The 26,645-nt window shown below is 54.8% G+C and carries 18 protein-coding genes; 14 read left to right on the forward strand and 4 right to left on the reverse strand.

Annotation, left to right across the window (positions count from 1 at the left end):
• The first annotated feature begins 330 nt into the window (after window positions 1-330).
• The 9 genes from lrp (at window position 331) to MC50_RS17200 (ending at window position 14,055) form a co-directional block, all read left to right on the forward strand.
• A complete protein-coding gene (gene lrp / locus MC50_RS17160) occupies window positions 331-825 on the forward strand; it encodes a leucine-responsive transcriptional regulator Lrp (protein ID WP_000228469.1) in 495 nt (164 codons plus the stop codon).
• Window positions 826-960: 135 nt separating this feature from the next.
• Window positions 961-5,031, forward strand: coding sequence for a DNA translocase FtsK (gene ftsK, locus MC50_RS17165; protein WP_047664496.1), 4,071 nt, complete (start codon window positions 961-963; stop codon window positions 5,029-5,031).
• 123 nt (window positions 5,032-5,154) lie between these two features.
• On the forward strand, window positions 5,155-5,766 hold the full coding sequence (lolA, locus tag MC50_RS17170; RefSeq protein ID WP_004860037.1) for an outer membrane lipoprotein chaperone LolA: 612 nt from the start codon (window positions 5,155-5,157) through the stop codon (window positions 5,764-5,766).
• Between the two features lie 8 nt (window positions 5,767-5,774).
• Window positions 5,775-7,118, forward strand: a complete 1,344-nt coding sequence (gene rarA, locus MC50_RS17175) for a replication-associated recombination protein RarA (RefSeq protein WP_015584803.1) — start codon at window positions 5,775-5,777, stop codon at window positions 7,116-7,118.
• Between the two features lie 91 nt (window positions 7,119-7,209).
• The gene (gene serS / locus MC50_RS17180) at window positions 7,210-8,502 is read left to right on the forward strand and encodes a serine--tRNA ligase (protein WP_032688604.1); all 1,293 of its coding nucleotides are present in this window, start codon (window positions 7,210-7,212) and stop codon (window positions 8,500-8,502) included.
• Between the two features lie 201 nt (window positions 8,503-8,703).
• On the forward strand, window positions 8,704-11,142 hold the full coding sequence (dmsA, locus tag MC50_RS17185; protein ID WP_032688603.1) for a dimethylsulfoxide reductase subunit A: 2,439 nt from the start codon (window positions 8,704-8,706) through the stop codon (window positions 11,140-11,142).
• A 10-nt stretch (window positions 11,143-11,152) separates the two neighbouring features.
• Window positions 11,153-11,770 (forward strand): DMSO/selenate family reductase complex B subunit, encoded by a 618-nt coding sequence (locus MC50_RS17190; RefSeq protein ID WP_015584801.1) that lies wholly within the window; start codon window positions 11,153-11,155, stop codon window positions 11,768-11,770.
• Window position 11,771: 1 nt separating this feature from the next.
• Window positions 11,772-12,635, forward strand: a complete 864-nt coding sequence (locus MC50_RS17195) for a dimethyl sulfoxide reductase anchor subunit family protein (protein ID WP_047664500.1) — start codon at window positions 11,772-11,774, stop codon at window positions 12,633-12,635.
• Between the two features lie 271 nt (window positions 12,636-12,906).
• The gene (locus MC50_RS17200; RefSeq protein ID WP_047664502.1) at window positions 12,907-14,055 is read left to right on the forward strand and encodes an MFS transporter; all 1,149 of its coding nucleotides are present in this window, start codon (window positions 12,907-12,909) and stop codon (window positions 14,053-14,055) included.
• Between the two features lie 112 nt (window positions 14,056-14,167).
• Here the strand turns inward: MC50_RS17200 and pflA are convergent, their stop codons facing one another.
• The 4 genes from pflA to ycaO all read right to left on the reverse strand — a co-directional run bounded on the left by pflA (window position 14,168) and on the right by ycaO (window position 20,446).
• A complete protein-coding gene (gene pflA / locus MC50_RS17205; RefSeq protein WP_032688600.1) occupies window positions 14,168-14,908 on the reverse strand; it encodes a pyruvate formate lyase 1-activating protein in 741 nt (246 codons plus the stop codon).
• A 201-nt stretch (window positions 14,909-15,109) separates the two neighbouring features.
• The gene (gene pflB, locus MC50_RS17210; protein WP_047664505.1) at window positions 15,110-17,392 is read right to left on the reverse strand and encodes a formate C-acetyltransferase; all 2,283 of its coding nucleotides are present in this window, start codon (window positions 17,390-17,392) and stop codon (window positions 15,110-15,112) included.
• A gap of 51 nt (window positions 17,393-17,443) precedes the next feature.
• Window positions 17,444-18,301: a formate transporter FocA gene (gene focA, locus MC50_RS17215; RefSeq protein WP_047664507.1), complete on the reverse strand. Its 858-nt coding sequence runs from the start codon at window positions 18,299-18,301 to the stop codon at window positions 17,444-17,446.
• 384 nt (window positions 18,302-18,685) lie between these two features.
• Window positions 18,686-20,446: a 30S ribosomal protein S12 methylthiotransferase accessory factor YcaO gene (ycaO, locus tag MC50_RS17220; RefSeq protein WP_004860065.1), complete on the reverse strand. Its 1,761-nt coding sequence runs from the start codon at window positions 20,444-20,446 to the stop codon at window positions 18,686-18,688.
• 115 nt (window positions 20,447-20,561) lie between these two features.
• Here ycaO and MC50_RS17225 point away from each other — a divergent pair, with 115 nt between their 5' ends.
• The 5 genes from MC50_RS17225 (at window position 20,562) to rpsA (ending at window position 26,584) form a co-directional block, all read left to right on the forward strand.
• Window positions 20,562-21,254, forward strand: a complete 693-nt coding sequence (locus MC50_RS17225) for a DUF421 domain-containing protein (protein WP_032695659.1) — start codon at window positions 20,562-20,564, stop codon at window positions 21,252-21,254.
• 187 nt (window positions 21,255-21,441) lie between these two features.
• Complete coding sequence (gene serC, locus MC50_RS17230; RefSeq protein ID WP_032695660.1) at window positions 21,442-22,530, forward strand: 3-phosphoserine/phosphohydroxythreonine transaminase; 1,089 nt, start codon at window positions 21,442-21,444, stop codon at window positions 22,528-22,530.
• Between the two features lie 72 nt (window positions 22,531-22,602).
• Window positions 22,603-23,886, forward strand: coding sequence for a 3-phosphoshikimate 1-carboxyvinyltransferase (aroA, locus tag MC50_RS17235; protein ID WP_032688595.1), 1,284 nt, complete (start codon window positions 22,603-22,605; stop codon window positions 23,884-23,886).
• 204 nt (window positions 23,887-24,090) lie between these two features.
• Complete coding sequence (cmk, locus tag MC50_RS17240; RefSeq protein ID WP_032688594.1) at window positions 24,091-24,774, forward strand: (d)CMP kinase; 684 nt, start codon at window positions 24,091-24,093, stop codon at window positions 24,772-24,774.
• A gap of 136 nt (window positions 24,775-24,910) precedes the next feature.
• On the forward strand, window positions 24,911-26,584 hold the full coding sequence (gene rpsA / locus MC50_RS17245; protein WP_004860074.1) for a 30S ribosomal protein S1: 1,674 nt from the start codon (window positions 24,911-24,913) through the stop codon (window positions 26,582-26,584).
• The last annotated feature ends 61 nt before the right edge of the window (window positions 26,585-26,645 follow it).

Here is a 26,645-nt window from a genome sequence, read left to right on the forward strand (position 1 = left end):
TGAATATCTGGCATCTTGTACTAAAAATCGATGTTTTGCTTTGACAATCCCCTGTGCTTTTGCGAAAACATTCATGGAAGACAAAAAGCAGTGTTTCGCGTGCGGCGAATTTTCATGCACGCAAATGCCATTTTTATCCGGGTTAGCGAAATCTACGCATGGTGTGGACAGACGCCATGCGTGATGTCGGTGGCTGCCGTCAGGCAACGGGCTTCTCACGTACCCCTGGGGTTACTCAATGTCGTATACGGGTAAGAACAGGATGGACTCGGGCAGTGAAGGCTCTGAGTCGGAACAGGAGTAGGGAAGGAATACAGAGAGACAATAATAATGGTAGATAGCAAGAAGCGCCCTGGCAAAGATCTCGACCGCATCGATCGTAATATTTTGAATGAGCTGCAAAAAGACGGGCGTATTTCAAACGTCGAACTTTCTAAACGGGTGGGACTTTCCCCGACGCCTTGCCTTGAGCGCGTGCGTCGACTGGAAAGACAGGGTTTTATTCAGGGCTATACGGCGCTGCTCAACCCACACTATCTGGATGCATCACTTCTGGTATTTGTTGAGATTACTCTGAATCGTGGCGCGCCGGATGTGTTTGAGCAATTTAACGCCGCTGTGCAAAAACTTGAAGAAATTCAAGAGTGTCATCTGGTATCCGGTGATTTCGACTATCTGTTGAAAACCCGCGTACCGGATATGTCAGCGTATCGCAAATTACTGGGCGAGACCCTGCTACGTCTGCCGGGCGTGAACGACACCCGTACCTACGTGGTAATGGAAGAAGTCAAGCAAAGTAATCGTCTGGTAATTAAGACGCGCTAACACGGAACAGGTGCAAAATCGATGTAGTTTGATTACACTCCTGTTAATCCATACAGCAACAGTGCCGGGGTGACCCGGCACTGTTGTCCGTTTTAGCAGCAGGCAGGAAACAGCCTGATACCTGGAGAGCCTTTTTTGAGCCAGGAATACACCGAAGACAAAGAAGTCAAACTGACCAAGTTAAGCAGCGGGCGCCGACTCCTTGAGGCGTTACTCATCCTTTGCTCCCTGTTTGCCATCTGGCTGATGGCGGCATTACTGAGCTTTAATCCCTCGGATCCTAGCTGGTCGCAAACGGCCTGGCATGAACCTATTCATAACATAGGTGGCATTCCGGGAGCCTGGCTTGCCGATACGCTATTTTTCATTTTTGGCGTAATGGCTTACACCATTCCCGTGATTATTATCGGCGGTTGTTGGTTCGCCTGGCGTAATCAGGCCAGCGACGAGTACATCGACTACTTCGCTGTTTCGCTACGCTTAATTGGCGCACTAGCGCTGATTCTGACCTCCTGCGGCCTGGCCGCGATTAACGCTGATGATATCTGGTATTTTGCCTCCGGCGGCGTGATCGGCAGTTTACTGAGTACCACTCTGCAACCGTTGCTGCACAGCAGCGGCGGCACTATTGCGTTGCTCTGCATCTGGGCGGCCGGTTTAACGCTGTTTACCGGTTGGTCATGGGTCAGCATTGCCGAAAAACTCGGCGGTGCGATTTTGTCTGTGTTGACCTTCGCCAGCAATCGTACCCGACGGGACGATACCTGGGTGGATGAGGACGAATACGAAGACGATGAAGACGACTACGACGACGCAGTCAAACCGCAGGAATCTCGTCGTGCGCGCATTTTACGCAGCGCGCTCGCTCGCCGTCAGCGTCTGGCGGAGAAATTCTCCAATCCGATGGGGCGTAAAACCGATGCCGCGCTGTTCTCTGGCAAGCGTATGGATGATGCCGAAGAGGATGTACAGTTCAGCGCCAACGGCGCGCCCGTAGCGGCGGACGATGTACTCTTTTCGGGCTCCAGCGCCGCACGTCCTGGCGATGCTGACGATGTGTTATTCTCTGGCGCCAGCGCCGCGCGGCCGGGGGATTTTGACCCTTACGATCCGCTATTAAATGGTCACAGCATTGCCGATCCGCTGGCAGCAGCAGCTGCTGCAACCGCAGCGCCACAGGCATGGGCTGAACCGGTAGCTGAGCACGCGCCGCAGCCGGTTTACCAGCCGGAGCCGTCCTACCCGCAGCATCAGGCGTATCAGCCTGAGCAGGCGCCGGTACAGCAGCCGGTTTACCAGCCGGAGCCGTCCTACCCGCAGCATCAGGCGTACCAGCCTGAGCAGGCGCCGGTACAGCAGCCGGTTTATCAGCCGGAGCCGTCCTACCCGCAGCATCAGGCGTATCAGCCTGAGCAGGCGACGGTGCAGCAGCCGGTTTACCAGCCGGAGCCGTCCTACCCGCAGCACCAGGCGTATCAGCCTGAGCAGGCGCCGGTGCAGCAGCCGGTTTACCAGCCGGAGCCGTCCTACCCGCAGCACCAGGCATACCAGCCTGAGCAGGTGCCGGTGCAGCAGCCGGTTTACCAGCCGGAGCCGTCTTACCCGCAGCATCAGGCGTATCAGCCTGATCAGGCCCCGGTACAGCAGCCGGTTTACCAACCGGAGCCGCCGGCAGCGGCCCCTGCCGTAGCGCCTGAAGCGCCGCAGGAAGAGGTGAAGCCGCAGCGTCCGCCGATGTATTATTTTGAAGAAGTCGAAGAAAAACGTGCGCGCGAACGTGAGCAGCTGGCCGCCTGGTATCAGCCGATCCCTGAGCCGGCAAGCCCGCTCGCCACACGGCCTGTTACACCACCGCCAGCCTCTCCGGTCGAAGCCGCCGCGGTGACCACCCTTGCCGCCGGTGTACACCAGGCGACGAGCGCTGGTGCAACGGCGGCGACGGTTGCTTCCGCCGCATCATCTGCTGCGCCGCTATTCAGTCCGGCATCCGGTGGGACGCGTGCGCAGGTGAAAGAGGGGATTGGTCCAAAACTGCCGCGTCCTAATCATGTCCGCGTCCCTACGCGCCGTGAGCTGGCATCGTATGGTATTAAACTGCCGTCGCAACGTATGGCTGAAGAGCGGGCGCGTAAAGCGGAGCTGAATCAGGCCTATGACGACGAGCCGTTAACGGATGAAGAAGCGGACGCGCTGGAACAGGACGAACTGGCGCGCCAGTTTGCCGCCACCCAGCAGCAGCGTTACGGCGAAGTCTACGCGCAGGATGAAGAGGATGACTCCGCAGCTGAAGCTGAACTGGCCCGTCAGTTTGCGGCGTCGCAGCAGCAGCGCTACAGCAGCGAACAGCCGCAGGGCGCAACGCCGTTCTCTCCTGCGGATTATGATTTCTCGCCGATGAAAGCGCTGGTCGATGACGGTCCGAGCGAACCGCTGTTCACGCCGATGCCGGAGACTCAGCCGCCGGTGCAGCAGTACCAGCAGCCCGTCCAACGGTATCAACAACCGGCGCAATCGTCGCCGGTACAACAACCGTATCAACAACCTGTGCAGCCGGTTCAACCTCCGCAGATGGCGCAGCAGCCTCAGCCTGCCGCACAGAGCTATCAGCCGCAGCAAGCCCATCAGGGCCACATGCCGCAGCAGGCAGCCGCAGTGCCGCCGCAGGATAGCCTGATTCACCCGCTGCTGATGCGTAACGGCAACAGCCAGCCGATGCAACGGCCGACGACGCCGCTGCCGTCGTTGGATCTGCTGACCCCGCCGCCGAGCGAGGTCGAGCCGGTGGATACCTTCGCGCTGGAGCAAATGGCGCGCCTGGTTGAGGCCCGTCTGGCTGACTTCCGTATTAAAGCCGATGTGGTGAACTACTCGCCAGGCCCGGTTATCACTCGCTTCGAACTGAATCTGGCGCCGGGCGTGAAGGCCGCGCGGATTTCAAACCTTTCGCGTGACCTGGCCCGCTCCTTGTCCACCATTGCGGTGCGCGTCGTGGAAGTGATTCCGGGTAAACCGTACGTGGGTCTGGAACTGCCGAATAAAAAACGTCAGACCGTTTATCTGCGTGAAGTGCTGGATAACACCAAATTCCGCGATAACCCATCGCCGCTCACCGTGGTGCTGGGTAAAGACATCGCCGGCGATCCGGTCGTTGCCGATCTGGCAAAAATGCCGCACCTGCTGGTTGCCGGTACCACCGGTTCCGGTAAATCGGTTGGGGTGAATGCCATGATCCTCAGCATGCTTTATAAAGCGCAGCCGGAAGATGTGCGCTTCATTATGATCGACCCGAAAATGCTTGAACTGTCGGTCTATGAAGGGATCCCGCATCTGCTGACCGAAGTCGTCACCGATATGAAAGACGCCGCTAACGCACTGCGCTGGAGCGTGAACGAAATGGAGCGTCGCTACAAGCTGATGTCGGCGCTGGGTGTGCGTAACCTGGCGGGTTACAACGAGAAAATCGCCGAAGCGGCGCGTATGGGCCGTCCGATTCCGGATCCGTACTGGAAACCGGGCGACAGTATGGACGCCGTCCATCCGGTGCTGGAAAAACTGCCGTATATCGTCGTTCTGGTGGATGAATTCGCCGACCTGATGATGACCGTCGGCAAGAAGGTCGAAGAGCTGATTGCTCGTCTGGCGCAGAAAGCGCGTGCGGCGGGTATTCACCTCGTGCTGGCAACCCAGCGTCCGTCGGTTGACGTGATTACCGGTCTTATTAAAGCGAACATTCCGACGCGTATCGCCTTCACCGTCTCGAGCAAAATTGACTCGCGTACCATCCTCGATCAGGGCGGTGCGGAATCACTGCTGGGGATGGGGGATATGCTTTATTCCGGGCCGAACTCGACCATGCCGGTTCGTGTCCACGGCGCGTTTGTTCGCGACCAGGAAGTCCACGCCGTGGTTCAGGACTGGAAAGCGCGCGGGCGTCCGCAGTATGTTGACGGCATTACGTCAGATAGTGAAAGCGAAGGCGGCAGCGGCGGCTTTGACGGTGGTGAAGAGCTGGATCCGTTGTTCGATCAGGCCGTAAACTTCGTCACTGAAAAACGTAAAGCCTCGATTTCCGGCGTTCAGCGTCAGTTCCGCATCGGATATAACCGTGCGGCACGTATTATCGAACAGATGGAAGCACAGGGTATCGTCAGCGAGCAGGGCCATAATGGTAACCGTGAAGTGCTGGCGCCGCCGCCCTTCGAGTAAGTGCAAAGTTGGGTAAATAAGCGCAAAATCAGCCTGTTCTGCTGTTCCGCCGTGCCAGGCGGCCCTAAATTAGGAGGCAGAAGAGGCTCCCGCGTCGGGAGTGACGCACATTAAGGAATAACAATGAAAAAACTCGCAATCACCTGTGCATTACTGTCTGGATTTGTCGTGAGCCAGGTTTGGGCGGATGCCGCCAGTGATTTGAAAAGCCGCCTCGATAAAGTGAGCAGCTTCCATGCCAGCTTCACCCAAAAAGTGACCGATGGCAGCGGTAACGCCGTACAGGACGGACAGGGCGACCTGTGGGTTAAACGTCCGAATCTGTTTAACTGGCATATGACCCAGCCGGATGAAAGCATTCTGGTTTCTGACGGGAAGACCCTGTGGTTCTACAACCCGTTTGTGGAGCAGGCAACCGTCACCTGGCTGAAAGACGCCACTAGCAACACGCCGTTTATGCTGATTGCCCGCAACCAGTCCAACGACTGGCAGCAGTACAACATCAAGCAAAACGGCGATGATTTTGTCCTGACGCCAAAAAGCGGCGGCGGCAACCTGAAGCAGTTTACGATTAACGTGGGCCGCGACGGGACCATCCATCAGTTCAGCGCGGTAGAGCAGGATGACCAGCGCAGCAGCTACCAGCTGAAGTCTCAGCAAAACGGTGCGGTCGATGCATCGAAGTTCACCTTTACACCGCCGAAAGGGGTGACGGTGGACGATCAACGTAAGTAGAGGCGAATGTGAGCAATCTGTCGCTCGATTTTTCCGACAATGCGTTTCAACCTCTGGCCGCCCGCATGCGGCCAGAAAATTTAGCGCAGTACATCGGCCAGCAGCATCTGCTGGCGCCGGGGAAACCTTTGCCGCGGGCGATTGAGGCCGGGCATCTGCATTCGATGATCTTATGGGGGCCGCCTGGCACCGGCAAAACTACGCTGGCTGAAGTGATTGCTCGCTATGCCAGCGCCGATGTTGAACGGATCTCGGCGGTGACCTCCGGCGTAAAAGAGATCCGCGAAGCGATCGAGCGCGCCAGACAGAACCGCAATGCCGGACGCCGCACCATTCTGTTCGTTGATGAAGTCCATCGTTTCAATAAAAGCCAGCAGGATGCGTTTTTACCGCATATTGAAGACGGCACCATCACCTTCATCGGCGCGACGACGGAAAACCCCTCTTTTGAACTCAATTCCGCACTGCTATCCCGGGCGCGCGTATATCTGCTGAAATCGTTGTCCAGCGAGGATATTGAGCATGTGCTCACGCAGGCGATGAACGATAAAGATCGTGGCTATGGCGGGCAAAATATCGTGCTGCCGGATGATACCCGCCAGGCTATCGCCGGGCTGGTTAACGGCGATGCGCGTCGGGCGCTGAATACGCTGGAAATGATGGCCGATATGGCAGAGACGGATGCCTCCGGCAACCGGGTGCTGAAAGCGGAACTGCTGACCGAAATTGCCGGTGAACGCAGCGCGCGGTTTGATAATAAAGGCGACCGTTTCTACGATTTGATTTCCGCGCTGCACAAGTCCGTGCGCGGCAGCGCGCCGGATGCGGCGCTGTACTGGTACGCACGTATCATCACCGCCGGCGGCGATCCGCTGTATGTGGCCCGACGCTGCCTGGCGATCGCTTCAGAAGATGTCGGAAATGCTGACCCGCGAGCTATGCAGGTCGCGCTCTCTGCCTGGGACTGTTTTACCCGAGTCGGGCCCGCGGAGGGCGAGCGCGCTATTGCGCAGGCCATCGTTTATCTCGCCTGCGCGCCGAAGAGCAACGCGGTCTACACGGCATTTAAAGCCGCCATGGCCGATGCCCGCGAGCGTCCGGATTATGATGTGCCGGTGCATCTGCGCAACGCGCCAACCCGCTTGATGAAAGAGATGGGCTATGGGCAGGAGTATCGCTATGCCCATGATGAGCCAAACGCCTATGCTGCCGGGGAAGCCTATTTCCCGCAGGAAATGGCTCAAACTCGTTATTATCGGCCAACAAATCGGGGACTCGAGGGGAAAATTGGCGAAAAGCTCGCCTGGCTTACCGAACAGGATCAAAATAGCCCCATAAAACGCTACCGCTAACAGAGACGTTGCGGTAAGGTTATCAAGATATCCCGGTGGTCGTAGTCTGCGGCCACTTTTCTTTTATTTATTCGATAAGCACAGGATAAGCATGCTCGATCCCAATCTGCTGCGTACCGAGCCAGACGCAGTCGCTGAAAAACTGGCACGCCGGGGCTTTAAGCTGGATGTAGATAAACTGCGCGCTCTGGAAGAGCGTCGTAAAGTTCTGCAGGTTGAAACGGAAAACCTGCAGGCGGAGCGTAACTCCCGATCGAAATCCATTGGCCAGGCGAAAGCGCGCGGGGAAGATATCGAGCCATTACGCCAGGAAGTCAACAAACTTGGCGAACAGCTGGATGCGGCGAAAGCCGAACTGGACGTGTTACTGGCAGAGATCCGCGATATCGCGCTGACTATCCCGAACATTCCGCACGACGACGTTCCGGCCGGTCGCGACGAAAACGACAACGTTGAAGTCAGCCGCTGGGGTACGCCGCGCGAGTTCGATTTTGACGTCCGCGATCACGTGACGCTGGGCGAAATGCACGGCGGGCTGGACTTTGCCGCAGCCGTTAAGCTGACCGGCTCCCGTTTTGTGGTGATGAAAGGGCAACTGGCCCGTCTGCATCGTGCGCTGGCGCAGTTCATGCTGGATCTGCATACCGAACAGCACGGCTACAGTGAAAACTATGTGCCGTACCTGGTGAACCAGGAGACGCTGTACGGTACCGGTCAGCTGCCGAAATTTGCCGGCGATCTGTTCCATACGCGCCCGCTGGAAGAAGAAGCGGATAGCAGCAACTATGCGCTGATTCCCACTGCGGAAGTACCGCTGACCAACCTCGTTCGCGATGAGATCATCGACGAAGACGATCTGCCGATCAAAATGACCGCTCACACGCCGTGTTTCCGTTCTGAGGCGGGATCGTACGGCCGTGATACCCGCGGTCTGATTCGCATGCATCAGTTCGACAAAGTGGAAATGGTGCAGATCGTGCGTCCGGAAGATTCGATGGCGGCGCTGGAAGAGATGACCGGCCATGCGGAAAAAGTTCTGCAGCTGCTGGGGCTGCCATACCGCAAAGTGGCGCTCTGCACCGGCGATATGGGCTTCAGCGCATGCAAAACGTATGATCTGGAAGTCTGGGTTCCGGCACAGAACACCTATCGTGAAATCTCCTCCTGCTCTAACGTCTGGGACTTCCAGGCGCGTCGTATGCAGGCACGCTGCCGCAGCAAGTCCGACAAGAAAACCCGTCTGGTGCATACGCTGAACGGTTCCGGGCTGGCGGTAGGTCGTACCCTGGTCGCGCTGATGGAAAACTATCAGCAGGCGGATGGTCGTATCGAAATCCCGGAAATTCTGCGCCCCTATATGCGCGGCCTCGAATTTATCGGCTGATTTTTTTACCTGTTTCTCAAAAGCGCCTTCGGGCGCTTTTTTTTTATCCCCTTATTGATGCCGGGCAATAATCCCTCTGGCGATTCCCCCCATACTCCCTTGGTGTTAGCGCAGCATAAAAAACTATAAAAGATTAAATTCGTTATATATGTATCTATATAACGATTGTCAGTGAATTGTGAGCAACCAAAGCGAGTATCCATGAAAATTAAAGCCCCCGATGCTTTACTGGCTGCCGAAGTAAGCCGGCGTGGTTTAATGAAAACCACGGCAATTGGCGGTCTGGCGATGGCCAGCAGCGCATTTACCCTACCGTTTACACGCATTGCCCATGCTGCAGACGCTCTGGCGCCGGTGAATGAAACGGTCACCTGGAGTGCCTGTACCGTGAACTGCGGCAGCCGTTGTCCGCTGCGTATGCATGTGGTTGATGGCGAAATTAAATACGTTGAAACAGATAATACCGGCGACGACAACTATGACGGCCTGCATCAGGTACGCGCCTGTTTGCGCGGGCGTTCCATGCGTCGCCGTGTCTACAACCCCGATCGTCTGAAGTATCCCATGAAGCGCGTTGGCAAACGCGGGGAAGGAAAATTTGAGCGCATCAGCTGGGAAGAAGCATTCGATACTATCGCCAGCAATATGCAGCGCCTGATTAAAGATTACGGTAACGAATCTATCTATCTGAATTACGGTACCGGTACTCTTGGCGGCACCATGACCCGCTCCTGGCCACCGGGAAAAACGCTCATCGCACGTCTGATGAACTGCTGCGGCGGTTACCTTAACCACTATGGCGATTATTCATCGGCGCAAATTGCCGCGGGCCTGAATTACACCTACGGCGGCTGGGCCGACGGTAACAGCCCATCGGATATCGAAAACAGCCAACTGGTGGTGCTGTTCGGCAACAACCCCGGCGAAACGCGGATGAGCGGCGGCGGGGTAACGTACTACCTGGAGCAAGCGCGACAAAAATCCAATGCCCGGATGATCATCGTCGATCCGCGCTATACCGATACCGGCGCCGGTCGTGAAGATGAGTGGATACCGATTCGACCAGGCACCGACGCCGCGCTGGTTTCCGCGCTCGCCTGGGTGATGATCACCGAAAACCTGGTCGATCAGCCGTTCCTCGATAAATACTGCGTCGGCTATGACGAGAAAACGTTGCCTGCCGATGCGCCGGCCAACGGCCACTACAAGGCTTACATCCTCGGTCAGGGTAGCGACGGTACTGCCAAAACGCCGCAGTGGGCATCGACGATTACCGGGATTCCGGTCGAGCGTATTGTGCAGCTGGCACGCGAAATTGCGACAGCCAAACCTGCCTTTATCAGCCAGGGCTGGGGGCCGCAGCGCCATGCGAATGGGGAAATCGCCACCCGCGCTATCTCGATGCTGTCGATTCTGACCGGTAATGTTGGCATCAACGGAGGTAATACCGGCGCGCGTGAAGGTTCGTACGACCTGCCTTTTGAGCGTATGCCGACGCTGGAGAACCCCGTAGAGACCAGCATCTCGATGTTTATGTGGACCGACGCGATTGAACGTGGTCCACAGATGACGGCGCTGCGTGACGGCGTGCGCGGTAAAGATAAACTGGACGTCCCGATTAAAATGATCTGGAACTATGCCGGTAACTGTCTGATTAACCAGCACTCTGATATCAACCGCACCCATGAAATCCTGCAGGATGATAAGAAGTGCGAAATGATCGTGGTGATCGACTGCCACATGACATCGTCGGCAAAATATGCCGATATCCTGCTGCCGGACTGCACCGCTTCCGAACAGATGGACTTCGCGCTGGATGCTTCCTGCGGCAACATGTCCTACGTCATCTTCACCGACCAGGTGATTAAACCGCGTTTTGAGTGCAAAACGATTTATGACATGACCACGGAACTGGCAAAACGCATGGGCGTGGAGCAGAAGTTTACCGAAGGCCGCACTCAGGAAGGCTGGATGCGCTATCTGCACGAGCTTTCCCGCAAGGCTATTCCCGATTTGCCTGACTTCGATACCTTCCGTCAGCAGGGGATTTACAAGCAGCGCGACCCGGAAGGGCATCATGTCGCCTATAAGGCATTCCGTGACAATCCGCAGGCTAATCCGCTGGAGACCCCGTCGGGCAAAATTGAGATCTATTCCCAGGCGCTGGCGAAAATTGCCGCCACCTGGGAACTCCCCGATGGCGATGTGATCGATCCGCTGCCGATTTATACGCCAGGTTTTGAAAACTATAACGATCCGCTGACGGCGAAATTCCCGCTGCAGCTGACCGGTTTTCACTACAAGTCGCGCGTTCACTCCACCTACGGCAACGTCGATGTGCTGAAGGCCGCCTGTCGTCAGGAGATGTGGATTAACCCGCTCGACGCGAAACAACGCGGCATTGCCAACGGCGATCGCATCCGTATTTACAACGATCGCGGCGAAGTGCATATCGAAGCCAAAGTGACGCCGCGGATGATGCCTGGCGTTGTCGCGCTGGGTGAGGGCGCCTGGTATAACCCGGACGCAGGACGCGTGGATCAGGCGGGGAGCATCAACGTGCTCACCACCCAACGCCCGTCGCCTTTGGCGAAAGGTAACCCATCGCACACCAACCTGGTCCAGGTTGAGAAGCTGTAAGGAATAACCGATGACAACTCAATACGGATTTTTTATCGATTCTGCTCGTTGCACCGGTTGTAAAACCTGCGAGCTGGCCTGTAAAGACTTCAAAAACTTAACGCCGGACGTCAGCTTCCGCCGCATTTATGAATATGCGGGCGGCGACTGGCAGGAGGACAACGGCGTCTGGCATCAGAACGTCTTTGCCTATTACTTATCCATCGCCTGTAACCATTGCGAAGACCCGGCCTGCACCAAAGTGTGCCCGAGCGGCGCTATGCATAAACGCGATGACGGTTTTGTCGTGGTTGATGAAGATGTGTGCATCGGCTGTCGCTATTGTCATATGGCCTGCCCGTACGGTGCGCCGCAGTACAATGCCGCGAAAGGGCATATGACCAAGTGTGATGGCTGCTACCAGCGCGTTGCCGAGGGTAAAAAACCCATTTGCGTCGAATCCTGCCCGCTGCGCGCGCTGGACTTTGGCCCTATCGAAGAGCTGCGCAAGAAACACGGCGAACTGGCTGCGGTTGCGCCGCTGCCATCCGCGCACTTTACAAAACCCAGCATTGTCATTAAACCGAACGCCAATAGTCGTCCGTGCGGTGATACAACCGGCTATCTGGCCAACCCGAAGGAGGTGTGAGATGGGAAGTGGATGGCATGAATGGCCGCTGATGATCTTCACGGTCTTTGGACAATGTGTGGCGGGCGGTTTTATCGTCCTGGCACTGGCGCTGATGAAAGGCGGTTTGTCGAATGAGCAGCAGCAGCGCGTGGTGCTGAGCATGTTTGGCTTGTGGGTGCTGATGGGGATTGGGTTTATCGCCTCCACGATGCACCTGGGATCGCCGATGCGGGCTTTTAACTCGCTTAACCGGATTGGTGCGTCGTCGTTGAGTAACGAAATTGCCAGCGGTGCCCTCTTTTTCGCCGTCGGCGGAATTGGCTGGCTGCTGGCGGTGATGAAGAGACTGCCGGCCGGGCTGCGCAGCCTCTGGCTGGTCGCGACGATGGCGCTGGGTATTATCTTCGTCTGGATGATGGTGCGGGTGTATAACACCATTGATACCGTACCGACCTGGTATACCGTCTGGACGCCGCTGAGCTTCTTCCTGACCCTGTTTCTCGGCGGCCCGCTGCTGGGCTATCTGCTGCTGCGCGTGGCGGGAGTTGACGGTTGGGCGATGCGTCTGTTGCCGGTGGTCACGCTGCTGGCGCTGGTGGCCAGCGTGATTGTGGCCCTGATGCAAGGCAGCGAGCTGCCGACGATTCACAGCTCTATTCAGCAAGCCTCCGCGCTGGTGCCGGATTATGGCTCACTGATGGCCTGGCGTGTGGTTGCGCTGGTACTGGCTCTGGGATGCTGGGTTGTTCCGCTGCTCAAAGGCTATCAGCCCGCCGTGCCGCTGTTAAGTCTGGCATTTGTGCTGGTACTGGTGGGCGAGATGGTAGGGCGTGGCATCTTCTACGGTCTGCATATGACGGTCGGCATGGCTATCGCCAGCTGATTATCCGTTGCGCCAGAACATCCGGTTCTGGCGCAACAAAAAAGTGCTGTTGATTCATGAAATTTTTCTACTGATATTCCCGCCGTTTTTTTTCAATAAATTAATAAAAACAATGGAATAATATAAAGAATAATTCTGTTGTCGCTCCGCTGGATGAAAAACTTCTATCGTTGCCCGTGAAACCGCGTCCCGCCTGATTTCTGGTGGATTGACAATGTTTTTAGCGGTGGCATGATGCGCACGAAATCTAAACTTCCTCACGGTTATATCCATGTCCATCTACACCCGGCCGGTGCAAATGTTGCTCTGCGGCCTGTTTCTGTTGACGCTGGCGATTGCGGTTTTAAATACCCTCGTCCCGCTTTGGCTCGCCCATGAAAATATGCCAACCTGGCAGGTCGGAATGGTGGGCTCGTCCTATTTCACCGGTAACCTGGTGGGGACGCTGCTGGCCGGATGGGTGATTAAGCGTCTGGGATTTAACCGCAGCTATTATCTTGCGTCGCTGATCTTTGCGGTGGGCTGCGTCGGACTGGGTATTACCCTCGGTTTCTGGACCTGGTTCAGCTGGCGCTTTCTCGCTGGCGTTGGCTGCGCGATGATTTGGGTCGTGGTCGAAAGCGCCCTGGTGTGCAGCGGAACGTCGCGTAGCCGCGGTCGTCTGCTGGCCGCCTATATGATGGTTTACTATGTGGGAACCGTGCTGGGTCAACTGATGGTCAGCAAACTGCCGACGGACCTGATGAGCGTGCTGCCGTGGGTGACTGCGCTGGCGCTGGCAGCGATTCTGCCTCTGCTGTTTACCCGCGTAGTGAATCAAAGTGATGAACAGCATGAGCCGGCGCGGATCTGGCCAATGCTCAGGCTGCGTCAGGCCCGCCATGGCGTGAACGGCTGCATTATCTCCGGAATTGTTCTCGGGTCGCTGTATGGATTGATGCCGCTGTGGTTGAACCATCAGGGCGTAAGTGACTCCGGCATCGGTTTCTGGATGGCGGTTATGGTCAGCGCAGGTATTCTGGGCCAGTGGCCGATCGGCCGTATGGCCGACCGCTATGGGCGCTTGCTGGTGTTGCGCGTTCAGGTTTTTGTGGTGATTTTAGGGTGCCTGGCTATGCTTAGCGGCGCGGCAATGGCTCCGGCGCTGTTTATCCTTGGCGCATCGGGCTTCACGCTGTACCCGGTGGCAATGGCCTGGGCCTGTGAGAAAGTCGAGCGCCATCAGCTGGTCGCCATGAACCAGGCGTTACTGATGAGCTATACCGTCGGCAGTCTGCTCGGGCCAACCTTCACCGCCATGCTGATGCAGAATTTCTCCGACAATCTGCTATTTATCATGATTGCCAGCGTGTCGTTTATTTATCTGCTGACGCTGCTGCGTAAAGCGGGGCACCATCCGACGCCGGTGGCGCACGCCTGATATTGTGATCATAAAAAGGGAGCGTCTACCGCTTCCCGTCCGCTGTTTTCTCCGACAGAAAGCAAAACGGCTGCCTGAAGCGGCAGCCGTAATGTAGGGGAAGGGGCGTGGATTAGTACATCACCTTATGGCCATACTGCTCCAGAATGCCTTTGACCCGCTCCATCGTCTCTTTCTTCGGCGGGTGTACGCCATCGAGCTTGTACTCTTCACCCATCGCCACCCATTTGTGCTTGCCTAACTCGTGATAGGGCAGCAGTTCGATTTTTTCGACATTGCCCATATCGCGGGTAAACTCGCCGAGGCGGTGCGCGGAATCATCATCGTCTGACCAACCGGGAACCACCACGTAACGAATCCAGACTTTGATGTTTTTATTCGATAAGTAGCGGGCAAACTCCAGCGTACGGTGGTTAGACACACCAACCAGATTCTGATGGATCTCATCATTCATCTGTTTGAGGTCGAGCATGACCAGATCGGTCACTTCAAGCAACTCGTCAATCACCGGGTCGTAGCGCCGGACAAAGCCGTTGGTATCAAGGCAAGTATGAATGCCTTCTTTGCGGCAGGCGCGGAACCAGTCGCGCACGAACTCGGCCTGCAAAATTGCCTCACCGCCCGATGCCGTCACGCCGCCGCCGGAAGCGTTCATAAAGTGGCGATAGGTCACAACCTCTTTCATCAGGCTTTCGACGGTGACTTCGGTGCCGCCATGGGTATCCCAGGTGTCACGGTTGTGGCAATACAGGCAGCGCATCAGGCAGCCCTGGAAAAAGGTGATAAAGCGGATCCCTGGGCCATCGACAGTGCCGCAGGATTCAAAGGAGTGAATACGACCAATAGTTGACATTGCGGTGATATCTCCAGATTCGGCCCGTCCGGGGCCTGTGTATGCACAGCTCAAACCGGCTGTGTTAAGTCTGTTTTGGCTGTTATCCATGCAGTATAGATAGCGGGCAAAAGAGACTGTAGTACGGGAGGTGCTAAAAAGGCCCCACTTGCGTGGAGCCTTTATTGTACGCTTTTTAAATCGCGATTTCAGTCACAACCATTACATGGTCTGAGTGAAAGTACGAGTGATAACGTCCTGCTGCTGTTCTTTAGTCAGGGAGTTAAAACGTACTGCATAGCCAGATACACGGATGGTCAGCTGCGGATATTTTTCCGGGTTTTCCATCGCGTCGAGCAGCATTTCGCGGTTCATCACGTTGACGTTCAGGTGCTGACCGCCTTCGATTGACGCTTCGTGGTGGAAGTAACCATCCATCAGGCCAGCAAGGTTGGTTTTACGCACTTCGTCGTCTTTACCCAGTGCGTTCGGCACGATAGAGAAGGTGTAAGAAATACCATCTTTAGCGTAAGCAAACGGCAGTTTAGCAACGGAGGTCAGAGAGGCAACAGCACCTTTCTGGTCACGGCCGTGCATTGGGTTAGCACCTGGTCCGAACGGCGCGCCAGCACGACGACCGTCAGGGGTGTTACCGGTTTTCTTACCATAAACCACGTTAGAGGTGATGGTCAGAACGGACTGAGTCGGGATAGCGTTACGATAGGTAGTGAGTTTCTGAATTTTCTTCATGAAACGTTCTACCAGGTCAACCGCCATGTCATCAACGCGAGAGTCGTTGTTACCGAACTGCGGATATTCACCTTCGATTTCGAAGTCAACGGCCAGACCGTCTTCGTCACGAATCGGTTTAACTTTCGCATATTTGATAGCAGACAGGGAGTCAGCCGCAACGGACAGGCCAGCAATACCGCATGCCATGGTACGAATGACGTCACGGTCGTGCAGCGCCATCAGAGAGGCTTCGTAGCTGTACTTGTCGTGCATGTAATGGATAATGTTCAGGGCGGTGACATACTGCTTAGCCAGCCAGTCCATGAAGTGATCCATACGCTCCATAACTTCGTCGAAGTTCAGAACGTCGCCTTTGATTGGTTCAGATTTCGGACCAACCTGCATTTTCAGTTTTTCATCAACGCCGCCGTTGATAGCGTACAGCATGGTTTTCGCGAGGTTAGCGCGAGCACCGAAGAACTGCATTTGCTTACCAACAACCATCGGGCTTACGCAGCATGCGATAGCATAGTCGTCGTTGTTGAAGTCCGGACGCATCAGGTCATCGTTCTCGTACTGCAGAGAAGAGGTATCGATAGACACTTTAGCGGCGAATTTCTTGAAGTTCAGCGGCAGTTTTTCAGACCACAGAACGGTGATGTTCGGCTCCGGAGAAGGACCCATGGTGTACAGGGTGTTCAGGAAGCGGAAGCTGTTTTTGGTGACCAGAGTACGGCCGTCAACGCCCATACCACCGATGGATTCCGTTGCCCAAATCGGGTCGCCGGAGAACAGTTCATCATATTCCGGAGTACGCAGGAAGCGAACCATACGCAGTTTCATGACCAGGTGGTCAATCATTTCCTGAGCGTCTTGTTCAGTGATTTTGCCTGCTTTGATATCACGTTCGATGTAGGCATCCAGGAAGGTGGATACGCGACCGAAGGACATTGCTGCACCGTTCTGAGACTTAACGGCGGCCAGGTAGCCGAAGTAGGTCCACTGGATAGCTTCCTGTGCGTTGGTTGCCGGACCAGAGATATCGCAGCCGTATTTCGCTGCCATTTCTTTGATCTGACCCAGTGCACGGTGCTGTTCAGAGATCTCTTCACGCAGACGGATAGTCGCTTCCAGGTTTACGCCGTTTTCCAGGTCAGACTGCAGAGACAGGAACTGTGCGTATTTGTCTTTCATCAGGAAGTCGATACCGTACAGCGCAACGCGACGGTAGTCACCGATGATACGGCCACGGCCATACGCATCCGGCAGACCAGTCAGAATGCCAGACTTACGGCAGTTCAGAATGTCTTTGGTGTAGACATCGAATACACCCTGGTTATGGGTTTTACGGTATTCGGTGAAGATTTTTTTCAGCATCGGGTCCAGTTCGCGATCGTACGCTTTGCAGGAACCTTCAACCATTTTGATGCCGCCGAACGGGATAATCGCACGTTTCAGAGGCTTTTCAGTTTGCAGACCAACGATTTTCTCAAGAGCTTTGTTGATGTAGCCCGCGTCATGAGAAGTGATGGTGGATGCGAGGGAAGTGTCGAAGTCAACAGGCGCGTGAGTGCGGTTTTCCTGTTTAACACCTTCCATAACGTTGTCCCACAGCTTGGTTGTCGCTTCAGTTGCGCCAGCCAGGAAGGACTCGTCGCCTTCATACGGGGTATAGTTTTTCTGGATAAAGTCACGTACGTTGACTTCTTTCTGCCAGTCACCTTTCGCGAAACCTTCCCAGGCTGTGGCTAACTTTTCATTAAGCTCGGACATGTAACACCTACCTTCTTAAGTGGATTTTTTATTTACTGCCTGAAACGGCCCTTAGTGAGGGTCGTCGCCACGCAGGTAAATGACCCAGTATGTCAACCCAACCAGCAGACCACCGCCGATAATGTTCCCGATAGTTACCGGAATCAGGTTATCAGTAATGAAGTTCATCACGGTCAGGTGAGAGAAATTTTCCGGAGCAGAACCAATAGCGGTCCAGAATTCCGGGCTTGCAAAGTCGCGGATTACGATACCCAGCGGGATCATAAACATGTTAGCGATACTGTGCTCAAAGCCGCTGGCAACAAACATAGCCACGGGTAAAACCATTATCATGGCTTTATCCATCAGGCTGCGGCCGGAGTAGCTCATCCACACTGCCAGACAGACCATCAGGTTAGCCAGGATCCCCAGACACACGGCTTCAATAAATGTATGGTGCATTTTGTGGTCGGCGGTTTGCAGGACGTTAAGGCCCCAGGCACCGTTGGCGGTCATATACTCGCCAGATAACCACATCAGCAATACAAACAGCAGTGCGCCTATCAGGTTACCAACATAGACGTTGAGCCAGTTTCTTGCCAGTTGACCCCAGGTAATTCGTCCGCTGGCTTTCGCCACGACGATAAGAACGGTGGAGGTAAACAGGTCGGCACCGCAAATGACGCAAAGAATCAGGCCGAGTGAAAAGCAGATCCCCCCGATCAGTTTAGCAATCCCGAAAGGCATCGCGGCAGTGCCGGTTGTCGCCGTAATATAGAAGACAAAAGCAATGGAAATGAAAACACCAGCGGTAATCGCCAGATAAAACGTCTTCATCGGGTGCTTTGTCGCTTTGTAGACACCTGCTTCTTCGGCGACTTTCGCCATGGCTGCAGGGAGTAAAAGATCAAAAGGGTTGTCAGCTTTCACACTAACTCTCTCTTTATAAAAGTTGGCGGTGAGATACTAACAAAGCATTATAGAAGGGAAATTGATGTAGATCATATCCCACCGGAACTATAAGCCCTGAATATGTGTGGTTTTGACTTATTATGGAAATAAATGATTGTTTTAGATGAAAAAAATAAATTTTAAAATTTACAACTTATGTTGATTTTTTTCATTTTGGGCCGCTCCGGACGGTTAATTAAAATGGGGTATTTTTTATTAAAATTAACAATCCCAAGCTGATGCGTAAAAAAAGTTTACTGTAAATTAACGTTGCAACCACAAATTAGCGCGGGTCTACTTAGCGATGAAAAACGGGGTCTTTATCGACCCCGTAAATAATGTGGCTGGCAGTAAAATGAAGCCTTATTTAGCCCAGAATGCCGCTTTTGCCCGCTGCAGTTTTTCATAGGCTTTCAGTAAAGACTGATGGGCCGGGAAAGCCTGGAGATCGCTATCTACCGCCTGCAGGCCATAGAACGGCGCTTCACCGCTCATCGCCGCGCTGGCGGCTTCAACCGCATCAGCGCCGTACATACGGATAAAGGCATTCAGGTACTGCAGAGGCTGGCGCTCTTCTTCCTGACTGAGCAGCAGCAGCGTCTGCAGGCAGCGGTAGTAATTTGCGCGTTCCGCACTGAAGATAGACGCATTGAATTCAATGGTCCATTCCGTCCAGATCAACGCCTGCTCCAGATCGCCGCCGGCCAGCGCCAGCATGGCTTTCAGTTCGCCAATACGCAGCGTATACCAACCGTTGTCTTTGCCCGTCGCCAGGCCCAGCAGCTCGCGTACGCGGGTGAAGTCATCATTCCCTTCATCGTCCAGTTGCTCGATCAGCGCCAGATAATCTTCTTTTTCCCATTCACTGCCCGGCAGGGAGAGCAGGGTTTCGCGCAGATGGCTGCCCATGCTGTTATTGGCCAGCCACAGATCTTCCGCCGGATAAATGTCTGACATTCCCGGAACGATGATGCGGCAGGCGTAGACGCTCAGGTGCTCATAATCGGCGATGTAAACTTCTTTATCTTCTTCTTTAAAGATAGCCATCAGGGTGGCGAACTCTTCTTCCGTCGTGCCGGAGAAGCTCCAGTCGACGAACGGGTAGTCGGCATCCTGTTTGAACATATCCCAGGAGATAAGACCGCTGGAATCAATAAAGTGGGTTTCAAGATTGGCGTGTTCGGCCACTTCTTCGTCATCGAAGGTAGGGGGGGTAAAGACATCAAGGTCTTTCAGGCTACGGCCTTGCAGCAGTTCGGTGACGGTACGTTCCAGGGCGACGCCGAAGTCCGGATGTGCGCCGAAAGAGGCGAAGCAGGTTCCGTTCGTCGGGTTAAACAACACCACGCAGATAACCGGATATTTGCCGCCCAGCGAGCCATCGTAAGCAAAAATCGGGAAACCTTCGGCTTCCAGCTTATTGATGGACTCCACCACACCAGGATAACGCGCCATGACCTCTGCCGGAATTTCTGGCAGGCTGATGCTCTCCGCGATGATGCGGTTTTTAATATGACGCTCGAAGACTTCCGACAGCGCCTGAACGCGCGCTTCGTTCGCCGTGTTGCCCGCTGACATACCGTTAGAGACATACAGGTTGCCGACGATATTCATCGGGATATAGACGGTTTCGCCATCGGACTGGCGGGTGAACGGCAGGCCGCAAACGCCGCGTTCGTCGTTGCCCGACTGCAGGTCGACCAGCATGCTGGCGGTCAACTGATCGTCAGGATCGTAAAATGCGCGCAGACGAGGATCCAACAGACCTTCCGGCACCTCATCGTCTTCAGTCAGCGGGAACCATTTCTCATTGGGATAGTGGACGAACGGTCCGTTAGCGATGGTTTCGCCCAGCCAAAAGTCAGCAAAAAAGTAGTTGGTGGACAGACGCTCGAAATATTCGCCAAGAGCCGAAGCCAGCGCCGCTTTTTTGGTCGCCCCTTTGCCGTTGGTGAAACACAGCGAGCACTCTTTATCACGGATATGTACTGACCACACGTGCGGTACGGGATTCAGCCATGAGGCCTCTTCAATATCAAATCCGAGGTCGAGCAATTTCTGCTGGAAGCGAGCGATGGAATCTTCCAGGGCGGCATCTTTGCCGGGAATAAACGTTTGAGTCATGGCGATCACTTTTATCGTACGTAAAGCGCGCAATGATACGGCTTTTAGATGACCGGCGCTATCTCCATCGTCTGGCTATCCTTACTGACACCCGATAACTGTACAGGCGTTAACCATGAAGGCATTTGATTGGCATCGTATGGCGTTGGATAAAGTGCCAGTGGATTTTTTGGCTGAGGTGGCGCTCAGGAGCGTATACACCTTTGTCCTGGTATTTATCTTTCTCAAAATCACCGGCCGACGCGGCGTGCGGCAGATGTCGCTGTTTGAAGTCCTCATTATCCTGACCCTCGGTTCCGCGGCGGGGGATGTCGCTTTCTATGACGATGTCCCGATGCTGCCGGTGCTGGTGGTTTTTGTCACTCTGGCGCTGCTTTACCGGCTGATTATGTGGCTGATGGGCAAAAGCGAGACGCTGGAGAACCTGCTTGAGGGTAAACCGATCCCGGTCATCGAACAGGGGGAACTGGCCTGGAAGAATTTACAGGCGGAAAACATGACCGAATTCGAGTTTTTTATGGAACTGCGGATCAACGGCGTCGAACAGCTGGGACAGGTCCGGTTGGCTATTCTGGAAACGAACGGGCAAATTAGTCTCTACTACTATGCGGATCGGGACGTCAAAGCCGGTCTGTCTATTTTACCTCCGCCCCATAATGCAAGCTTCGCCACCATTCCGCGCGACGATGAATATGCCTGCGTACGTTGTAGCGCAGTTCTTAAGCTCCGCGCCGGGGATAAACAATTATGTCCGCGCTGCGCAAATGCAGAATGGTCGCGGGCCAGCAGGGCGAAAAGAGTCACCTGACAGCAATTATGTCGGTTTTATGACGTCAAGCCGGCAGATTCTTTTGTGTGACGGCAGCCACATTTCGTGGCTGCTTAGTTTTACTCGTTGCGGTGCGTGTCACTGAATGATAAAACCGATAGCCACAGGAATAACTTATGCCCGCGATGGTTCGCGGACAGACAACATAGCAACGTGGTGAGGGGAAATGGCTCAGGTCTATAACTTTAGTTCGGGCCCGGCAATGCTGCCGGCGGAAGTTCTCAAACTGGCACAGCAGGAGCTGTGTGACTGGCATGGTCTGGGTACGTCGGTCATGGAAATCAGTCACCGTGGTAAAGAGTTTATCCAGGTGGCCGAGGCGGCAGAACAGGATTTTCGCGATCTGCTCAATATCCCTTCCAACTACAAAGTATTATTCTGCCACGGCGGCGGTCGCGGTCAGTTCGCCGGCGTTCCGCTGAACCTGCTGGGTGATAAAACCACCGCTGACTATGTCGATGCCGGTTACTGGGCGGCAAGCGCGATTAAAGAAGCGAAAAAATATTGTTCGCCGAATGCCATTGACGCGAAAATCACGGTTGACGGCCTGCGCGGAGTTAAGCCGATGAGCGAATGGCAGCTGACGCCAGGCGCGGCCTATCTGCACTACTGTCCGAATGAAACCATCGACGGCATCGCGATTGATGAAACGCCGAATTTTGCTGACGACGTCGTGGTTGCGGCGGATTTCTCCTCCACGATTCTCTCTGCCCCGATTGATGTCAGCCGTTACGGCGTTATCTATGCGGGCGCACAGAAAAATATCGGTCCGGCGGGCCTGACGCTGGTGATTGTACGTGAAGACCTGCTGGGTAAAGCCAGCATCGCCTGTCCGTCAATCCTCGACTACACCGTACTGGATGCCAACGACTCCATGTTTAACACCCCGCCGACGTTTGCCTGGTACCTGGCCGGTCTGGTGTTCAAGTGGCTGAAAGAGCAGGGCGGCGTGGCGGCTATGGACAAAATCAACCAGCAAAAAGCCGATTTGCTCTATGGTACGATCGACCGCAGCAGCTTCTATCGTAACGATGTGGCAGCGGCTAACCGTTCCCGTATGAACGTCCCGTTCCAGCTGGCCGACAGTGCGCTGGATAAACTGTTCCTTGAAGAGTCCTTTGCCGCAGGTCTGCATGCACTGAAAGGCCACCGCGTAGTGGGCGGCATGCGTGCCTCTATCTATAACGCGATGCCGCTGGCGGGCGTGAAGGCACTGACCGACTTTATGCAGGATTTTGAACGCCGCCACGGCTAATCATCCTCCTGTTTTTCATCCCCGCGGCTGGTCTGCGGGGTTTTTATTCTGTTTGTTTGAGAGTTAAGTTTGATGGAATCCCTGACGTTACAACCCATTGCGCGAGTCGATGGCACCGTGAACCTGCCCGGGTCAAAAAGTGTCTCTAACCGTGCTTTGCTGCTGGCGGCTTTGGCCCGTGGCACCACGGTGCTGACCAACCTGCTGGACAGCGACGATGTACGCCATATGCTGAATGCCCTGAGCGCCCTGGGAGTTCATTATGTTCTGTCTTCTGACCGTACCCGCTGTGAAGTGACCGGCAACGGTGGGCCGCTGCAGGCCGGCAGTGCGCTGGAGCTGTTCCTCGGTAACGCAGGTACCGCCATGCGTCCGCTGGCCGCCGCGCTGTGTCTGGGCAGCAACGATATCGTGTTGACCGGCGAGCCGCGCATGAAAGAGCGCCCGATTGGCCATCTGGTTGACGCTCTGCGCCAGGGCGGCGCGCAGATTGATTATCTGGAGCAGGAAAACTATCCGCCTCTGCGCCTGCGCGGCGGCTTTACCGGCGGCGACGTTGAAGTGGACGGCAGCGTATCCAGCCAGTTCCTGACCGCGCTGCTGATGGCTGCGCCACTGGCGCCGCAGGATACCGTCATCGCGATTAAAGGCGAGCTGGTTTCCAGACCGTATATCGACATCACGCTGCATCTGATGAAAACATTCGGCGTTGAGGTCGAAAATCAGGCCTATCAGCGCTTTATTGTCCGCGGCAATCAGCAGTACCAGTCGCCGGGTGATTACCTGGTCGAAGGGGATGCCTCGTCGGCATCTTATTTCCTTGCTGCCGGCGCCATCAAAGGTGGAACGGTAAAAGTTACCGGTATCGGCCGCAACAGCGTGCAGGGCGATATTCGTTTTGCCGATGTCCTGGAAAAAATGGGGGCGACCGTCACCTGGGGTGAGGATTATATTGCCTGTACCCGCGGCGAGCTGAATGCTATCGATATGGATATGAACCATATTCCGGATGCGGCGATGACTATCGCCACCGCGGCGCTGTTTGCCAGGGGCACCACCACGCTACGCAACATCTATAACTGGCGCGTCAAAGAGACCGACCGTCTGTTTGCGATGGCCACCGAACTGCGTAAAGTGGGCGCCGAAGTGGAAGAGGGAGAGGATTACATTCGCATTACGCCTCCGCTGACGCTGCAGTTTGCCGAGATTGGCACCTATAACGATCACCGTATGGCAATGTGTTTCTCGCTGGTGGCGTTGTCTGATACGCCGGTGACTATTCTTGACCCGAAATGCACGGCGAAAACCTTCCCGGATTACTTCGGGCAGCTGGCGCGGATCAGCACGCTGGCGTAACGTTCGCCTTCGCAAAAGCAAAACGAAAAAGTAAAATATTGTCATCTTCCGGGCTGGCGCTCCGTCAGCCCGCTATAATTGCGCAATTCTTCTGCGTTTCATTTCTGGTAGTCCGTAATTTGCAAGCAATGCTCACTTTCCGGCGTAGAGATGCGTATAATGCGCGGCGTTTATATTCTATGCGCCTTGCTGAAGGAGAAAAAGATGACGGCAAATATTCCGGTAATCACCATTGATGGGCCTGGCGGTGCAGGTAAAGGCACATTGTGCAAGGCAATGGCGGAAGCGCTGGGCTGGCATCTGCTGGATTCCGGGGCCATCTATCGTGTTCTGGCCCTCGCGGCGCTGCATCACCATGTTGATGTCGAATCTGAAGAGGCGCTGGTACCGTTAGCGGCGCACCTGGATGTGCGGTTTATCTCCACCGACGGCAGTCTGGAAGTGATTCTTGAAGGCGAAGACGTCAGCGCCGCCATTCGTACTCAGGAAGTGGCCAATACCGCATCGAAAGTTGCCGCTTTTCCCCGCGTGCGCGAAGCGTTGCTTCGTCGTCAGCGCGCATTTCGTGAACTGCCCGGCCTGATTGCCGACGGACGCGATATGGGAACCGTCGTGTTTCCCGATGCGCCAGTGAAAATTTTCCTTGATGCATCCGCACAAGAGCGCGCCCATCGGCGTATGCTGCAGTTGCAGGAAAAGGGCTTTAGTGTTAACTTTGAACGTCTTTTGTCCGAGATAAAAGAGCGCGACGATCGCGATCGTAATCGCAGCGTAGCGCCGCTTGTCCCGGCCGCTGATGCTTTAGTTCTCGATTCTACTGAACTAAACATTGAGCAAGTTATTGAAAAAGCGCTACACTATGCGCGCGAAAAACTGGCAGTCGCCTGACCGCTAAGCGGTGAAGCGAAACGGCCTCAGAATTATAGCAGTACCCCCGCAGCAATGGAGTGTTAGCGGGTATGTTAAACAACCCCATCCGGCACGGAGCCAGGTGGACGTTAAATATGAAACCTGAAGATTAAACATGACTGAATCTTTTGCTCAACTATTTGAAGAATCCTTAAAAACAATCGAAACCCGTCCGGGTTCCATCGTTCGTGGTGTTGTTGTTGCTATCGACAAAGATATCGTACTGGTTGACGCCGGTCTGAAATCTGAGTCTGCCATTCCGGCAGAGCAGTTCAAAAACGCCCAGGGCGAGCTGGAAATCCAGGTCGGTGACGAAGTTGACGTTGCTCTGGATGCAGTAGAAGACGGCTTCGGTGAAACCCTGCTGTCCCGTGAGAAAGCTAAACGTCACGAAGCTTGGATCACGCTGGAAAAAGCTTACGAAGAAGCTGAAACTGTAGTCGGTGTTATCAACGGCAAAGTTAAAGGTGGCTTCACTGTTGAGCTGAATGGTATTCGCGCGTTCCTGCCGGGTTCCCTGGTTGACGTTCGTCCGGTTCGCGACACCCTGCACCTGGAAGGCAAAGAGCTTGAGTTCAAAGTCATCAAGCTTGACCAGAAGCGTAACAACGTTGTTGTTTCCCGTCGTGCCGTTATCGAATCCGAAAACAGCGCAGAACGCGATCAGCTGCTGGAAAACCTGCAGGAAGGCATGGAAGTCAAAGGTATCGTTAAGAACCTCACTGACTACGGCGCATTCGTTGATCTGGGCGGCGTTGACGGCCTGCTGCACATCACCGACATGGCGTGGAAACGCGTTAAGCACCCGAGCGAAATCGTAAATGTTGGCGACGAAATCACTGTTAAAGTGCTGAAGTTCGACCGCGAGCGTACTCGTGTATCTCTGGGCCTGAAACAGCTGGGCGAAGATCCGTGGGTAGCTATCGCTAAGCGTTATCCGGAAGGTACCAAACTGACCGGTCGCGTGACCAACCTGACCGACTACGGCTGCTTCGTTGAAATCGAAGAAGGCGTTGAAGGCCTGGTTCACGTTTCCGAAATGGATTGGACCAACAAAAACATCCACCCGTCCAAAGTTGTTAACGTTGGCGACGTAGTGGAAGTTATGGTTCTGGATATCGACGAAGAACGTCGTCGTATCTCCCTGGGTCTGAAGCAGTGCAAAAACAACCCGTGGCAGCAGTTTGCGGAAACCCACAACAAGGGCGACCGTGTTGAAGGTAAAATCAAGTCTATCACTGACTTCGGTATCTTCATCGGCCTGGACGGCGGCATCGACGGCCTGGTTCACCTGTCTGACATCTCCTGGAACGTTGCAGGCGAAGAAGCAGTTCGTGAATACAAAAAAGGCGACGAAATCGCAGCAGTTGTTCTGCAGGTTGACGCAGAGCGTGAGCGTATCTCTCTGGGCGTTAAACAGCTCGCAGAAGATCCGTTCAACAACTGGGTTGCACTGAACAAGAAAGGCGCAATCGTCAACGGTAAAGTCACTGCAGTTGACGCTAAAGGCGCAACCGTAGAACTGGCTGACGGCGTTGAAGGTTACCTGCGCGCTTCTGAAGCTTCCCGTGACCGCGTTGAAGATGCAACTCTGGTTCTGAGCGTTGGCGACGACGTTGAAGCTAAATTCACCGGCGTTGATCGTAAAAACCGTGCAATCAGCCTGTCTGTTCGTGCTAAAGACGAAGCTGATGAGAAAGATGCCATCGCAACTGTTAACAAACAGGAAGATGCAAACTTCTCTAACAACGCAATGGCTGAAGCTTTCAAAGCAGCTAAAGGCGAGTAATCTTAGTCATTCAGGTTACAACAACCTGAATTACGACGAGTTTACTTGACAGATTGCAGGA

It is taken from the genome of Klebsiella planticola, assembly GCF_000783935.2.
In the GTDB taxonomy this organism is placed as follows: Bacteria; Pseudomonadota; Gammaproteobacteria; order Enterobacterales; family Enterobacteriaceae; genus Klebsiella; species Klebsiella planticola.